The sequence below is a fragment of the Xenorhabdus vietnamensis genome, assembly GCF_002127535.1.
In the GTDB taxonomy this organism is placed as follows: domain Bacteria; phylum Pseudomonadota; class Gammaproteobacteria; order Enterobacterales; family Enterobacteriaceae; genus Xenorhabdus; species Xenorhabdus vietnamensis.
Genome location: NZ_MUBJ01000011.1, coordinates 102727 through 118067, shown reverse-complemented (window position 1 = coordinate 118067; position 15341 = coordinate 102727). Strand labels below are relative to the sequence as shown.

Genomic DNA, 15341 nt, shown 5'->3' with positions numbered 1-15341 from the left:
GTAATTTTCAGTTCTGCTATTTTATTTAGCGCCAGTAGCGAACATCATATATAAGCCCAGACCCACAGCAATCATCGGGATGGCGTCAACCAGACCCATAACGATAAAGAACTGTGTACGCAGCAAAGGAATCAGATCAGGTTGGCGAGCAGCACCTTCCAGGAATTTACCTCCAAGTATGCCGATACCGATCGCAGCACCAATAGCCGCCAAACCCATCAAAATAGCGGCAGCTATGTACACCATATGCATTTCCATGACAATCTCCAGTTTGTTTTAGTTAAAACATAATGAATTGATAAAAATTAATGCTCTTCAGATGCCATCGACAGATAAACAATCGTCAGAACCATAAAAATAAAGGCTTGTAACGTAATAATCAGTATGTGGAAAATCGCCCACGGCAGGCTGAGTAACCACTGTGACCAAAACGGTAAAAGAGCCGCAATAAGAATAAAGATCAACTCACCAGCATACATATTACCAAACAGTCGCAGACCGAGTGATATAGGTTTGGACAGCAAGCTGACCCCTTCCAGAATTAAGTTAATTGGAATAAACAATGGATGATTGAAAGGCTGTAATGCCAGCTCTTTCGAAAAACCACGAATTCCTTTCATCTTAATGCTGTAGAACAGAATGAGGACAAAGACACCCAAAGCCATCGACAAGGTGACACTGACATCTGCAGTTGGAACAATACGCAGAGCAGGCAAGCCGAAGAAGTGTTCACCGATTAAAGGAATAAAATCGATTGGCAGCAAGTCCAATGCGTTCATCAACAACACCCAGACGAACACAGTCAAAGCCAGAGGGGCAATCACTTTGCTCTTGCCGTGATACATATCACGCACAGTGTTATCAACGAAACCGATTACCATTTCTACTGCAGTCTGGAATTTCCCCGGAACGCCATCAGTGGCACGAACCGCGACTCTTCTGAATACAAATAGAAACAACATCCCTAATACGATGGAGAAAAAAAGCGAGTCAATGTTCAACGTCCAGAACGTCGCCTCATGACTCTTGTGAGGATCGACCAACTCAAAGGTACGCAAGTCCAACTGAAGGTGACTCAGATGATGACTTATGTAATCTCCCGGAGTTGAAACTTCTCCTGATGCAGACATGATGCTTTTACCCTTTTGTTGTTAAAAACGCTAACCGTTCATTACGGCAGGTGCGATGATCTGCACAATCAGCACTGCTAAATAGGCCACACCAAGTGGTGTAAATGCCGCCTTGAACACCCCTAAAGCAACTATCAGCACAGTTATCGTAATGACAACCTTAATCCCTTCGATAATTGCGAAAAACCATGCAATCTGCACTGGGCTCCCTTCTTCCTTTACCTTTTGGAAACGGCTGAGCAGCATAAAAATGGCATTTGGTAGCCAGCATGCCAACCCACCGGCAAAAGCAGAAGCGCCCCACTCTATACTTTTGGTACAAAAAGCCACACTGAGAATAACAAAAGTCATTAACTGCAAAAGTAGCAGTTTCAGTACCATCCTACCGCTGTAAAGGGATACAGACATGACTTTTGTTTTCTCCCTGAAGTACCCATCATATATAAGGCTTTGCTGAATGTTGTATAAAACTGGCTTTGCTTAAGAGTGTCAAGTGACAAAAACGAGCAAATTATACGGGCAGTCAAAATGAATTCAATCCATAAGTAGTGAAAAAGTGAATTATTATTTAAATTTCTAACTTTGATGCTAGATCGCTCACAAATACCATTTAATATACTGCAATGCTTAATGGCGTGACTCAAAATTAAACGTGATATACATCACACAAAGCAAAAACTGTTATTTATATTTACAAGCCAATATGTGATGGAAATCTTTTGTTTTTTTACTAAAAATCAATCAATTAATATTATACCTATAAAATTTTGGCTAATATATCGATAAAAAAGATTAAATGTTTATTTTTCTCACTTTCTCTAAAATCTATTTATAGAGAAAATCAATAGCGATCTTTAGAAAGAAAAATTTTTCCAATATAAAAATAACGTTGGTTTTCTGTAAATCATCAGTGAATAAAGTTGAATCCATGGAAGGAGATAATTAGTAACGCCCGTTACATTTTAAATGTAGTTGGCGTCACTAATTATTTGACTTTTTATTGACAAATAACAAAGTTAGTTTGACTTAATTATTACCAGATGGCGTTGTTCATCCAAGCCTGTGACTTGGAGAGGAATGACAACATCAAGCACAATCCCCGTAGGCAATTGAGTCAATTCATCTCTCGGTAATACGCCTTTCAAGGCATAAAAACGACCTTCACGTGGTTTGGGGAGATGACTGCACCATGACAGCATGTCTTGCAGTGAAGCAAATGCACGGCTAATCACTCCATCAAAAGGGGGTTCAGGAATAAATTCTTCAACCCGGCTCTGTACAGGCTCAATATTGGTCAAACCTAATTCATGTTGAACCTGACGTAAAAAACGAACTCGTTTCCCCAAACTATCCAACAAAGTGAAATGTGAATCTGGACGCACAATTGCCAACGGGATGCCAGGCAAGCCCGGCCCTGTACCCACATCAATAAATCGAGTTCCATGCAGGAATTGATTTACAACGATGCTATCCATAATATGCCGAACCAACATTTGTTCCGGATTTCGGACGGATGTCAGGTTATAAGCCTTGTTCCATTTATTCAACATGTCAACGTAAGCAACGAGCTGCTGCTTTTTTTCCAGTGATAACTCAATATCAGTTTTCGCCAGCAGTGATTCCAATTTGTTAAGCAAAATCTGTCCCCTTAGGCGCTACGACGTAATAAACCTTGTTTTTTCAGCCATACCAGCAAAATAGAAATTGCGGCTGGAGTGATGCCTGAAATACGTGAAGCCTGACCAATTGAACTTGGTTTATGGTCATTCAGTTTTGCAATAACTTCATTGGAAAGCCCGCTGACTTGTTGATAATCCAAATCAACTGGCAATGCCGTATTTTCATTACGCAATTGTTTCTCAATCTCTTCTTGCTGGCGGGCAATGTAGCCTTCGTACTTCACTTGAATTTCAACCTGATCTGCCGCTTGAGGTTCCGTCAGTCCAGGTGAAAAACGTGATAATGAAGTCAGCAACTCATAGTTCATCTCAGGACGACGCAGCAAATCTTCGCCATTGGCTTCTTTTGATAGCGGTTTTTTCAACATCTGGTTGATATCAGCTAAGTTATCAGAGTGAGGATGCACCCAGATATTGCGCAGACGCAGGCGTTCTTGTTCGATCATTTCAACTTTGCGGCAATAATGCTCCCAACGGAGATCATCAACCAAGCCAAGTTTACGGCCTTGTTCGGTCAGACGAAGATCCGCATTGTCTTCACGCAGCATCAAGCGATATTCAGCACGGGATGTAAACATGCGATAAGGCTCTTTAGTACCGAGTGTGCATAGATCATCAACCAATACGCCAATATAAGCCTGATCACGGCGTGGGAACCAACCTTCTTCACCATTAGCATAACGTGCAGCATTGAGGCCAGCCAGTAACCCTTGCGCAGCTGCTTCTTCATATCCTGTAGTGCCATTGATTTGACCAGCAAAGAACAGACCGTGGATAAATTTACTTTCCAGTGTTTGTTTTAAATCTCGTGGATCAAAGAAATCATATTCGATCGCATATCCAGGACGAATGATGCGGGCATTTTTCATGCCTTTCATGGAATTCACTATTTGCATCTGAACATCAAATGGCAGACTTGTCGAAATACCATTTGGATAGATTTCGTTACTGGTTAGTCCCTCTGGTTCCAAGAAGATCTGGTGAGCGTTACGATCCGCAAAACGCATAACTTTGTCTTCAATGGAAGGACAGTAACGAGGGCCGATCCCTTCGATGATCCCTGCGTACATTGGACTGCGATCCAAGTTATTGCGGATCACTTCATGGGTTTTTTCATTGGTATGTGTGATGTAGCACGGGATCTGTCGTGGGTGTTGATCTACGTTGCCCATGAATGAAAATACTGGCGTAGGATCATCACCCAATTGTTGTTCGAGCTGACTAAAATCAATAGTTCGTGCATCAATGCGAGGTGGTGTGCCTGTTTTTAGACGAGCTACACGCAAAGATAATTCACGTAAACGATGAGATAATGAGATCGCAGGAGGATCTCCCGCTCGTCCTCCACTGTAGTTTTCCAATCCAATGTGAATTTTTCCATCAAGGAAAGTTCCTACAGTGAGAACGACAGACTTAGCCTTAAATCTTAATCCCATACGAGTAACGACGCCTGTAACAGTATCATTTTCAACGATGAGATCTTCAACTGGCTGCTGGAAGATCATTAAGTTAGGTTGATTTTCCAGTGCTGTTCTTACAGCTTGTCGGTAAAGTACTCGATCCGCTTGTGCTCGTGTTGCCCTAACAGCCGGGCCTTTGCTGGCATTGAGAGTTCTAAACTGAATGCCAGCCTGATCCGTGGCTTTTGCCATTAGGCCACCAAGTGCATCGATCTCTTTTACCAGATGCCCTTTACCGATCCCACCAATGGCTGGATTACATGACATCTGGCCCAAAGTATCAATATTGTGAGTCAGTAATAAGGTTTGACGCCCCATACGTGCGGAGGCCATCGCTGCTTCAGTACCGGCATGGCCCCCGCCGATAATGATGACGTCAAAGTGATCTGGATAAAACATGTGTGAACCTTCAATTGTGAAAATGCTTCATATGCATTGAGGAGGGAATTCTACTCAAGTTTGGACCTAAGACCAAGAGGTGTGAGATCATCATTAATTAAAAGAAGATCTTTTTATTTAAAGATCTCTTTATTAGATCTTTTATTAGGATCGCGATCTTCTGTGGATAAGTGAATTTTCCATATAAAGATCATGACAGTGTAAAGGATCATTTGCTGTGAATGATCCGTGATCCAACTCAGTATAAGCTGGGATCTAAAAGCCGAGTTATTCACAGTTGTTAGAATGATACTGGGTTATTAAATGGATAACTACGGGTTAACCCCTGCTTTTCAGATTAGTTATCCACAGTTGATCGTTGTATTTTTAATCGGATCAGAGTAACTTTGCCCACTCTTTAACCCATTTTTCGGCAGGATCTTCGGGAATTTCGTGTTGCAGAATGTCTATTTCCAATCGATCTCCGATCCGTTTTGCTCCGAGATCCTCCAATAAACGTTCCAGTGATCTTATTGCACCACAGAATGTGTCATATTCAGAGCTGCCAATGCCGATAGCACCAAATGTGATATTACTTAGATCGGGTTGCTGTTGTGTGATCGCATCTGCCAGAGGCTGGAGATTATCAGGTAAGTCTCCTGCTCCATGTGTTGAGGTGACCACAAGCCACAATCCTTCAAGGGGAAGATCGTCCAATGAGGGACCATGAAGTATCTCTGTTGAAAACTCGTCATTTTCTAAGATCTCAGCTATATGTTCTGCGACGTATTCGGCGCTACCCATTGTACTGCCGCTGATTAAGGTTATTGTGCTCATCATGATCCTTGCTAAATTAAAGAGTAACTATTGTATGCTGTGAATCTACTGGGATCTACCTGTGGATAATGTGGTTAACTGGTTTCTGCTTTATGGTTTTATTGTCCTCATTATCGGGTTTTGCAGAGAGATCAATGTTTCTGTTGACTGGATCTCGTCAATAGTCTGTATCTTGTTGATAAGTACGTCCTGAAGGGCTTCGATGGATCGACACATAACCTTAATGAAAATGCTGTAGTGCCCTGTGGTGTAATAAACTTCAACGACTTCATCAAGCATATCGAGTTTCTTTAATGCTGCTGGGTAGTCTTTTGCGCTTTTTAGTATGATGCCGATAAAGCAGCACACATCGAACCCCAGTTGTTTGGCACTGATATCAACCCTGGTTCCTGTGATGATCCCTGATTGTTTCATTTTTTCTACGCGGACATGAATTGTTCCTGGGCTTACTGAGAATTTTTTGGCTAATTCTGCGTAAGGTGTACGTGCGTTCTCCATTAAAGCGTGAAGTATGTCACGGTCTAAATTATCGATCTGATAAATTTCTGCCATTTTTAATCCCTATTTTTGAATGATATTCATTTTTATAGTTTAAAAATTATCGTTTGTAGATCTTATACAATATTTTTATTATCAGATATTGAATTTGTACCTCATTTTGTTGCTTAATCTATACCAACAGGACACAGGGTCACTAAAAATTTTGAGATCAGCATCATGAAAACATCCTTCATTGAAAAACAGCAGCAGATTAGTTTTGTGAAATCATACTTTTCCCGTCTGCTAGAGAAACAACTTAGTTTAATCGAAGTTCAAGGACCTATCTTGAGCCGTCTTGGTGATGGTACTCAGGATAACTTGTCTGGCCATGAAAAAGCGGTTCAGGTGAAAGTGAAAACTTTGCCGGATGCCACATTTGAAGTGGTTCATTCTCTGGCGAAATGGAAACGCAAGACATTAGGTCGCTTTGGTTTTCAGGCTGAACAAGGATTGTATACCCACATGAAGGCTCTGCGTCCTGATGAAGATCGCTTGACTCCTATCCATTCAGTCTTTGTTGATCAGTGGGATTGGGAGAAAACGATGGGTGAAGATCAGCGTTCACTCGACTATTTAAAACAGACAGTAGGTAAAATCTACGAAGCAATAAAAGAAACACAACAAGCAGTAAGTAAGGAATTTGGTCTGGCACCGTTCCTGCCAGATCAAATTCACTTTATTCACAGTGAAGAGCTTCTGAAACGTTACCCTGATCTGGATGCTAAAGGTCGTGAGCGTGAGGCCGCCAAAGAGTTTGGTGCGATTTTCCTGATGGGCATTGGTGGTAAATTGTCTGATGGTCAGGCACATGATGTACGCGCGCCGGATTACGACGATTGGACTACACAAAACTGTGATGGTTTCTTTGGTCTGAATGGTGACATTATTGTCTGGAACCCAGTTTTGCAGGATGCTTTTGAAATTTCTTCAATGGGTATTCGTGTTGATGCAGAAGCTTTGCAACGTCAGCTTGCACTGACCGATGATGAAGATCGTCTGCAATATGATTGGCATCAAGCGCTGATTAAAGGTGACATGCCGCAATCTATTGGTGGTGGTATAGGACAATCCCGTTTGGTGATGCTGTTGCTGCAAATGGCACATATTGGTCAAGTTCAGTGCGGTGTTTGGTCACCAGAAGTCATTGAATCCGTTGAGGGCGTACTCTAAGTTTTAATTTTTTCACTTTCTTTGTAAACGGTTTGTAATCCCGATATTAAAACGCCAGATATGATTAAATATTTGCATAATATCGGGTTTTTCATTTTTCAACCTCTTCTCCACTTAGTCATTTCTATTGGTAATAATCTTGATATATCGTCACTTTGTTTAATAATTCTATTGAATTACCTATATCCCATAATCGATTATTAGTTGTTCTTTTTCCTGTTTTAAATTATTGGGCTTCGATGAGAGAGTTAAAAAATCGATTCAGCTTAACTTATTCAATAAGTTAGTTTTTTTCCTTTACTTACCTTCCCTTTAAACGTTTCTGTGATGATCACATTTTCGCATTAATCATGTTGTCTTTGATGTTTAGCTTTATATGATGGCTTGCTAGCGAAACGTTTCGCTAAGTAGTTTATAAAAATGAAAAAAGGCGTTTTATTACACTCTGATATTTCAGCTGTTATTTCTCGTTTGGGACATACTGATCAGATTACGCATCAGCGATGCGGGGTTACCTATCCCGCCATCTACCCAGCATATTGATTTAGCGCTAACCCAGGGAACACCCGATCTGTTTTTGATGTTGTTGTTCAGGAAGTATAAGTTGAGGCGGCCATTTTGGCCGCTGAAATTATTGAACACAATCTTCAAATACATGAACAAATCATCAAGCGTATTGCAGATCTCGGAACACAACAGGGAAACGCAATTGCGGTACAGTATGTTAGTTATAGCATTCTGAAAGAGAAAACAGAGAAGAGCAAAGCGGTTATCCGTACAGGAGAATGTTCTCCTTATGTCAATATCCTCCTTTGCTCTGGCGTAACTTTCTGAGGATATTATGGAGCCATTACTGGAGTTAAAGGGGATTGATAAGTCTTTCCCCGGGGTAAAAGCCTTGTCAGGAGCAGTGTTGCGTGTTTATCCCGGGAAAGTGATGGCGTTAGTCGGCGAAAACGGTGCCGGCAAATCCACGATGATGAAAGTTTTGACTGGTATTTATACAAAAGATGCTGGTACGATCCGCTATCTTGGACAAAATGTGGCTTTCTCGGGGCCCAAGTCGTCTCAGGAATCTGGTATTGGCATTATTCATCAAGAGCTAAATCTCATCCCTCAGTTGACGATTGCTGAAAACATTTTTTTGGGACGTGAATTCGTTAATAAACTGGGCATCATCAACTGGAAAAAAATGTACGAAGAAGCCGATAACTTGCTGAAGCGTCTAAATATCCGTTACAGCAGCCATCGACTTGTTTCTGAATTGTCTATTGGTGAGCAGCAAATGGTAGAAATTGCCAAAGTGCTGAGTTTCCAATCCAAAGTCATCATCATGGATGAACCTACCGATGCTCTGACTGATACCGAAACTGAATCCTTATTTCATGTCATACGGGAGCTGAAAGTGCAGGGATGTGGCATTGTTTATATTTCCCATCGCTTGAAAGAGTTGTTTGAAATTTGTGATGATGTGACGGTATTGCGCGATGGGCAATTTATTGGTGAACGACCCATTAATGCTCTGAATGAAGAGCAATTGATCGAAATGATAGTGGGGCGCAAGCTAGAGGATCAATACCCACGCTTGGATCTACCGAGAGGTGAAAAACGGATGCAAATTGTAAGCCTCTCTGGATCGGGGATCAATAATGTCGGTTTTTCTCTGTTTGGTGGGGAAATTCTGGGGATCTCCGGGTTGATGGGAGCTGGTCGTACTGAATTAATGAAGGTTATTTACGGGGCTTTGCCAAAAACTGAAGGTCAGATCTTGCTTGATGGGAAACCTCTGACGATCCGCGCTCCACAGGATGGATTAACCAATGGTATTGTCTATATTTCGGAAGATCGTAAGCGCGATGGGTTAGTCTTGGGAATGTCAGTCAAAGAGAATATGTCCCTCACTGCATTACATTATTTTAGCCGAAGTTCTTATCTTTTGAATCATTCCGCAGAACAAAAATCCGTTGCTGATTTCATCAAGTTATTCAATATCAAAACCCCCTCTATGGAACAAACTATAGGACTGCTTTCTGGCGGTAATCAGCAGAAAGTTGCGATTGCCCGAGGACTGATGACTCGTCCAAAAGTATTGATCCTTGATGAGCCAACTCGAGGCGTGGATGTAGGGGCGAAAAAAGAAATCTATCAGCTTATCAACCAGTTTAAAAAAGAAGGCTTGAGCATTATTTTGGTTTCTTCTGAGATGCCTGAAGTGATGGGAATGAGTGACCGTATTCTGGTCATGCATGAAGGTAAAATCAGTGGGGAATTCGATGCGAAAAGTATTTCTCAGGAAGCGTTGATGGCCGCTGCTGTTGGCAAGCAATATATCGACAAACAAAATATGGTGCAATTAACAGAGAATGGTCAAGGATAATGGATATGAATGCCAGCACAGCGCCAGCCTCCCGACGTTGGTTTACGAAAACATGGTTGATGGAGCAGAAATCACTCATTGCGCTTTTATTGTTGATTGCTGTGGTTTCTTCCCTTAGTCCTAGTTTTTTCACATTGAATAACCTGTTCAACATTCTCCAGCAAACTTCTGTCAACGCTATCATGGCGGTTGGAATGATGTTGGTTATCCTGACATCAGGAATTGATCTATCAGTTGGTTCCTTGATGGCTCTGACAGGATCTGTGGCAGCATCAATGGTAGGGGCTGATATCAATGCCTTGGTCGCTGTTGCTGGCGCTTTGGCATTGGGGACTGCAATTGGAGCCTGTACTGGTGTAATTGTTGCAAAAGGTAAGGTTCAGGCATTTATTGCGACATTGGTGATGATGTTATTGTTGCGCGGAGTGACCCGAGTTTATACCGATGGGAGTCCGATTAATACCGGGTTCAGTGAAAATGCGGATCTGTTTGGTTGGTTTGGCATTGGACGCCCATTAGGAGTGCCTACGCCAGTGTGGATCATGTTGCTGGTGTTTGTCACTGCTTGGTTTATTCTTCATCATACTCGTCTTGGTCGTTATATCTATGCATTAGGCGGAAATGAATCTGCAACACGTTTATCAGGTATTAATGTTGATAGAATAAAAATAACTGTTTATTCCTTATGTGGCCTGTTGGCTGCACTGGCCAGCATTATCGAAGTTGCCCGATTATCTTCTGCTCAACCCATGGCTGGAAGTGGTTATGAACTGGATGCCATTGCAGCAGTTGTATTGGGTGGAACCAGTCTGGCAGGAGGTAAGGGGCGAATTGTTGGTACGTTGATTGGTGCGCTGATTTTGGGCTTTCTGAATAATGGATTGAACTTATTAGGAATTTCTTCCAACTACCAGATGATCGTCAAGGCAGTTGTGATTTTACTGGCGGTCTTGGTTGATAACAAAAGCAGTAAGTAACTTCACCCTACAGGAAAAAATAACATGAAAATGAAGAAGCTGGCAACCATTCTCTCTGCCATGGCATTAAGTGCCACCATGAGTGCTAATGCGCTGGCGAAGGATAGCATTGCATTGGTTATTTCAACCTTGAATAACCCCTTCTTTGTCACAATGAAAGATAGTGCCCAAAAAGAGGCTGATAAGCTGGGGTATAACCTGATTGTGCTTGATTCCCAGGATAACCCGGCAAAAGAGTTGGCTAATGTACAGGATTTGACGGTTCGTGGCATAAAATTGATGTTAATTAACCCAACCGATTCGGACACTGTTGGTAATGCAGTGATCATGGCAAATAAGGCGAATATTCCGGTTATCACTCTTGACCGTTCAGCGCATAAGGGCAATGTTATCAGCTATATTGCTTCCGACAGCCGTTTAGGCGCCAAAATGGCAGCTGATTTTATCGCTGGAAAATTAGGTAATGGTGTCAAGGTCATTCAATTGGAAGGTATTCCAGGAACTTCAGGTGCGCGTGAACGTGGTGAAGGTTTTGGTCAGGCAGCCCAAAAGCATAAATTTAATATGTTGGCTAGTCAGCCCGCTGATTATGATCGCACAAAGGGGATGAATGTCATGCAAAACCTGCTGACAGCTCATCCGTCAGTACAAGCCGTTTTCGCTCAAAATGATGAAATGGCTCTTGGTGCATTGCGAGCGTTGCAGACAGCCGGTAAAAAAGATGTGCTGGTTGTCGGATTTGATGGCACTGACGATGCTCTTAAGGCTGTACAGAGCGGTAAATTGGGAGCAACTATCGCACAGCGTCCAGATCAAATTGGTATCATCGGCGTTCAGACCGCGGACAAAGTGTTAAAAGGTGAAAAAGTTGACGCCACCATTCCGGTTGAGCTGGGATTAGTTGTTAAGAAATAATCAACATTATTCATGCAGCCACTAGTTTTTATGGCTGCATTATTTTTATACAGGAATAAATGTAATGAGTATGGCAAAACTGGTGGTGATGGGCAGCATCAATGTAGATCACATATTGAATCTCAACTCTTTTCCCCAACCAGGGGAAACAGTGAGAGGAGAACAGTATAGGGTTGCATTTGGAGGAAAGGGAGCAAACCAGGCAGTTGCCGCTGGCCGTTGTGGTGCTAACATTACATTTATTGCTTGCATTGGCCAAGATGATGTTGGTACACGTGTTTGCCAACAGTTGGCGAAAGATAATATCAATACCTCCTCAATTGAGGTTACTGAAGGCGAAACAACAGGCGTTGCTCTGATTTTTGTCAATCAGCAGGGTGAAAATGTCATTGGTATTAATGCAGGGGCTAATGGGAGTTTAACGCCAGATTATTTTCTTCGTCATGACCACGTGGTCAAAGAGGCTGATGCACTGCTATTGCAGCTTGAAACCCCCCTAGAAACGGTACAGCTCGCTGCTGAAACGGCTAAGAAGCATCATGCTAAAGTAATCTTGAATCCAGCCCCAGCACAGAAAATCTCAGATCAGCTACTTTCGTTGGTGGATATCATCACGCCGAATGAAACTGAAGCAGAATGCCTGACTGGCATTGCCATCAAAGATGACACAGGAGCGGAAAAAGCAGCTCAGGCCTTACATAATAAGGGTATAGAAACGGTCATTATTACATTGGGTAGTCGAGGTGTATGGCTGAGCGAGAAAGGTAAGAAAAGTAAAATTGTTCCCGGATTTAAAGTAAAAGCGATCGATACAATTGCTGCTGGGGATACATTTAATGGCGCTTTGATAACGGGATTGCTGGAAGGAAAAGAAATGTTATCAGCGATCCGTTTTGCCCATGCGGCGGCTGCGATTGCCGTGACACGTCAGGGTGCACAGCCTGCGATTCCGTGGCGAAACGAAATTGATGCATTTATATCTGAACAGGATTAACTGTGGCTACTATGAAGGACGTTGCCCGTCTGGCGGGCGTCTCAACATCAACGGTCTCTCATGTGATTAATGACAATCGTTATGTCAGTGAGAGTGTGAAAAAGAAAGTCAATGCAGCGATTGAGGAATTGAATTATGCGCCGTCTGCTTTGGCTAGAAGCTTGAAAATCAAGCAAACCAAAACCATTGGTATGTTGGTTACTGCCAGTGATAACTCTTTTTATTCCGAAGTTGTTAGAAGTGTTGAAAGGAACTGTTATGAACGGGGATACAGTTTAATTCTATGTAATACAGAAGGTAACGTTATCCGCATGGTCCGTAGTATGGAAACCTTACTGCAAAAGCGCGTTGATGGCCTGCTAATTATGTGTTCTGAAACTCAGCGTCTATCTAATGATGTCTTGCGCCGTTATCCATTGGTTCCGATGGTAATCATGGATTGGTCTCCTTTTGATATCTGCAATGACATTATTAAGGATAACTCCCTGCAAGGAGGAGAAATAGCTACCAATTATCTGATCAGTCGAGGTTTTCGCAAAATTGCCTGTATCACTGGTCCACGGGATAAGACACCTGCTTGTCAGCGTCTGGCTGGATATCGAAAAGCTATGGAAGATGCTGGGCTGGAAATTCCCGTTGGATATGAAATTTATAGCGATTTTGAATTTGCTGGCGGATTGTCATCAATGAAGCAACTACTCCAATTACCTGAACCACCGGAAGCCTTATTTGCAGGTAACGATGCTATGGCGGTTGGAGCTTATCAAGCCTTGCATCAGCAGGGGCTCTCTGTACCGGATGATATCTCTATCATTGGATATGACGATATTGCAATCGCCTCTTACTTGATCCCTCCGTTGACAACCATTCATCAATCAAAAGATGAATTGGGTAAATTGGCGATTGATAGCCTGCTTTATAGAATGGACAATCCAGAAAGTGAGCCAAAACAACTGATTTTGACGCCTGAATTGATCGAACGAAGTTCTGTAGCCAGTCGTTAATCAGCTTATTTCTTCTTAATTAAGTTATTACCGTCTCCTTTATTCAGTAATAGGAAAACAGTAGAAGAAATCAAGGTAATCACTCCCATCGTAATCAAAGTATAGTGGAAATGGCTCACGTTTGAGTCATATTCCATTGATTTGTAAAATCTTAGGGCTGCTGCACTGACGGTTACTCCAAAACTGATGGATAACTGTTGAGTGACAGCGAGCAAGCTATTACCGGTACTGGCATTGTTATCATTCAGATCACCCAAGGTGATTGTATTCATTGCTGTAAACTGTGTAGACATCACCATTCCCAATATAAAAAGAGGAATTATTAGAAACACGATAGGCAGTTCTGGTGTCTGTAGAGAAAATTGTGAAATCATTACACCAATAATAATTGTGACCCAAATAAGCGTATTTCGATATCCAAAACGGGTCAGTATCTTAGTGACAAAAGATTTAGCTAAAATTGAGCCAATCGCGTTTGGTGCCATCATTATTCCTGCAATCATGGCTGAAAATCCGAATCCCATTTGTAGCATCAGAGGAATAATAAATGAAAGCGAGCCAGTACCTAGACGAGTAGCAATATTGCTGGCAATGCCAATTGAAAATGTACGTGTTTGAAACAATTCGAGGTCAATGAGAGGATTTGGGTGTCTTTTCGCATGGAAGATATATCCCAGTAGCATAATGATACCGCTAGAAAATAAAGCGAGAGAGATATAGTCAGAGAAAGACTTATGCCCAAATAAATCAAAGCTGACTGAAATCATCACCAAGCCCATGCCGAACAACATGAATCCCAGAAAATCGAAAGGACACTTAGGCATGGTTAAATTAGGCATGTTCTTTTTGGCGTAAACGATCCCTAATAAACCAATGGGAATATTGATGATAAAGATCCAATGCCATGTTGCATAAGTTACTAACAACCCGCCAAGCATTGGACCTAAAATCGGACCCAATAACCCCGGCATGGTGACAAAGTTCAGAATAGGTAACAGTTCGCTCCGCGGGTATGTTCTTAGTAAAGCCAGACGTGCAACAGGCATCATCATAGCGCCGCCTATACCTTGAATAATTCGGGATATAACTAAGAAAGAGAGATTGTACGATAGCGCGCAAGCAAGCGAGCCTAAAGAAAAGAAAGAAACAGCATAAATGAATACCGTACGAGTGCCAAATCTATCAGCGAGCCAACCACTTACGGGAATTAGCATTGCTACAGTTAAGGTATAACTGACAATAGCGGGCTGCATTGCCAGCGGAGAATGATTAAGGCTTTTAGCAATCGCCGGTAGTGCGGTGTTAAGAATCGTGGCATCTAAAGACTGCATAAAAAAAGCCATAGCCGCAATCCAAGGTAACCCCGACATACTGCGTGCGGATTTAACCATTAGATATCCCATTTATTTTTTAATGATAATTGGTGAATACATAATATCTTAATACATTAAACTCAGACTATTTCTTGGTTACTAATAAACCAACCACGTTCTCTAAGGTCGGTTGATTGTTGTTATAGACTATTTTGATAACTGCACAAACAATCGTTGTGTGACGCATATATTTAATGATTGTTGTCTAAAACGTCAATTTTAGAATAAAAAAAGCGCGTAATAGCCAATTTTGTTGAAAAAAAACACGAACAGAAAAAAAATCAAAAAAAACTATTGTCACCACCGTAAAACTCCCTATAATGCGCCACCACTGACCGACGCTGAGCTGAGACACGCCGCGGCGGGCGGCGAAGAAAAGCGAAAATAAGCGCTTGACTTCGGAGGCGAAAAGCGTAAGATACGCAGCCTCGCAACCGGGAAACGAATCATAGGTTGCAATGCTCTTTAACAATTGAATCAGACAATCTGTGTGGGCACTCGCAAGAC

15 protein-coding genes and 1 pseudogene are annotated in these 15341 nt (G+C 42.0%); 7 read left to right on the top strand and 9 right to left on the bottom strand.

Annotated elements, in window-relative coordinates:
- Nucleotides 1–21: 21 nt before the first annotated feature.
- The 7 genes from atpE to asnC form a co-directional block, all read right to left on the bottom strand.
- Nucleotides 22–246 carry a F0F1 ATP synthase subunit C gene (gene atpE / locus Xvie_RS11625; RefSeq protein WP_422645929.1) on the bottom strand — a complete coding sequence of 75 codons (225 nt, stop codon included), beginning with the start codon at nt 244–246 and terminating at the stop codon, nt 22–24.
- A 59-nt stretch (nt 247–305) separates the two neighbouring features.
- A complete protein-coding gene (gene atpB, locus Xvie_RS11620; RefSeq protein WP_086109479.1) occupies nt 306–1130 on the bottom strand; it encodes a F0F1 ATP synthase subunit A in 825 nt (274 codons plus the stop codon).
- Nucleotides 1131–1160: 30 nt separating this feature from the next.
- Nucleotides 1161–1538: a F0F1 ATP synthase subunit I gene (gene atpI, locus Xvie_RS11615; protein WP_086109478.1), complete on the bottom strand. Its 378-nt coding sequence runs from the start codon at nt 1536–1538 to the stop codon at nt 1161–1163.
- A 608-nt stretch (nt 1539–2146) separates the two neighbouring features.
- Nucleotides 2147–2767 (bottom strand): 16S rRNA (guanine(527)-N(7))-methyltransferase RsmG, encoded by a 621-nt coding sequence (rsmG, locus tag Xvie_RS11610; protein WP_086109477.1) that lies wholly within the window; start codon nt 2765–2767, stop codon nt 2147–2149.
- A gap of 11 nt (nt 2768–2778) precedes the next feature.
- On the bottom strand, nt 2779–4668 hold the full coding sequence (mnmG, locus tag Xvie_RS11605; RefSeq protein WP_086109476.1) for a tRNA uridine-5-carboxymethylaminomethyl(34) synthesis enzyme MnmG: 1890 nt from the start codon (nt 4666–4668) through the stop codon (nt 2779–2781).
- Nucleotides 4669–5043: 375 nt separating this feature from the next.
- On the bottom strand, nt 5044–5484 hold the full coding sequence (gene mioC / locus Xvie_RS11600) for an FMN-binding protein MioC (protein WP_086109475.1): 441 nt from the start codon (nt 5482–5484) through the stop codon (nt 5044–5046).
- 90 nt (nt 5485–5574) lie between these two features.
- Nucleotides 5575–6036, bottom strand: coding sequence for a transcriptional regulator AsnC (gene asnC / locus Xvie_RS11595; RefSeq protein WP_086109474.1), 462 nt, complete (start codon nt 6034–6036; stop codon nt 5575–5577).
- 165 nt (nt 6037–6201) lie between these two features.
- Here asnC and asnA point away from each other — a divergent pair, with 165 nt between their 5' ends.
- From asnA to rbsR, 7 genes and pseudogenes are all read left to right on the top strand, one after another.
- Nucleotides 6202–7194: an aspartate--ammonia ligase gene (gene asnA / locus Xvie_RS11590; RefSeq protein WP_086109473.1), complete on the top strand. Its 993-nt coding sequence runs from the start codon at nt 6202–6204 to the stop codon at nt 7192–7194.
- Between the two features lie 420 nt (nt 7195–7614).
- Nucleotides 7615–8028, top strand: a pseudogene (gene rbsD, locus Xvie_RS11585) (D-ribose pyranase).
- A 7-nt stretch (nt 8029–8035) separates the two neighbouring features.
- On the top strand, nt 8036–9571 hold the full coding sequence (rbsA, locus tag Xvie_RS11580) for a ribose ABC transporter ATP-binding protein RbsA (protein WP_086109472.1): 1536 nt from the start codon (nt 8036–8038) through the stop codon (nt 9569–9571).
- A gap of 5 nt (nt 9572–9576) precedes the next feature.
- Nucleotides 9577–10548 carry a ribose ABC transporter permease gene (gene rbsC, locus Xvie_RS11575; RefSeq protein WP_086109498.1) on the top strand — a complete coding sequence of 324 codons (972 nt, stop codon included), beginning with the start codon at nt 9577–9579 and terminating at the stop codon, nt 10546–10548.
- 24 nt (nt 10549–10572) lie between these two features.
- Nucleotides 10573–11463, top strand: a complete 891-nt coding sequence (gene rbsB, locus Xvie_RS11570) for a ribose ABC transporter substrate-binding protein RbsB (RefSeq protein ID WP_086109471.1) — start codon at nt 10573–10575, stop codon at nt 11461–11463.
- A 64-nt stretch (nt 11464–11527) separates the two neighbouring features.
- Nucleotides 11528–12457 carry a ribokinase gene (gene rbsK, locus Xvie_RS11565; RefSeq protein ID WP_086109470.1) on the top strand — a complete coding sequence of 310 codons (930 nt, stop codon included), beginning with the start codon at nt 11528–11530 and terminating at the stop codon, nt 12455–12457.
- Nucleotides 12458–12459: 2 nt separating this feature from the next.
- Nucleotides 12460–13461: a ribose operon transcriptional repressor RbsR gene (gene rbsR / locus Xvie_RS11560; protein ID WP_086109469.1), complete on the top strand. Its 1002-nt coding sequence runs from the start codon at nt 12460–12462 to the stop codon at nt 13459–13461.
- 5 nt (nt 13462–13466) lie between these two features.
- On the opposite strand, the gene mdtD is transcribed toward rbsR, so the two are convergent.
- Both mdtD and Xvie_RS22250 read right to left on the bottom strand, forming a co-directional pair.
- On the bottom strand, nt 13467–14852 hold the full coding sequence (gene mdtD / locus Xvie_RS11555) for a multidrug transporter subunit MdtD (protein ID WP_086109468.1): 1386 nt from the start codon (nt 14850–14852) through the stop codon (nt 13467–13469).
- A 187-nt stretch (nt 14853–15039) separates the two neighbouring features.
- Nucleotides 15040–15341: hypothetical protein (locus Xvie_RS22250; RefSeq protein WP_208612565.1), on the bottom strand; the 302-nt coding region annotated here is incomplete at its 5' end.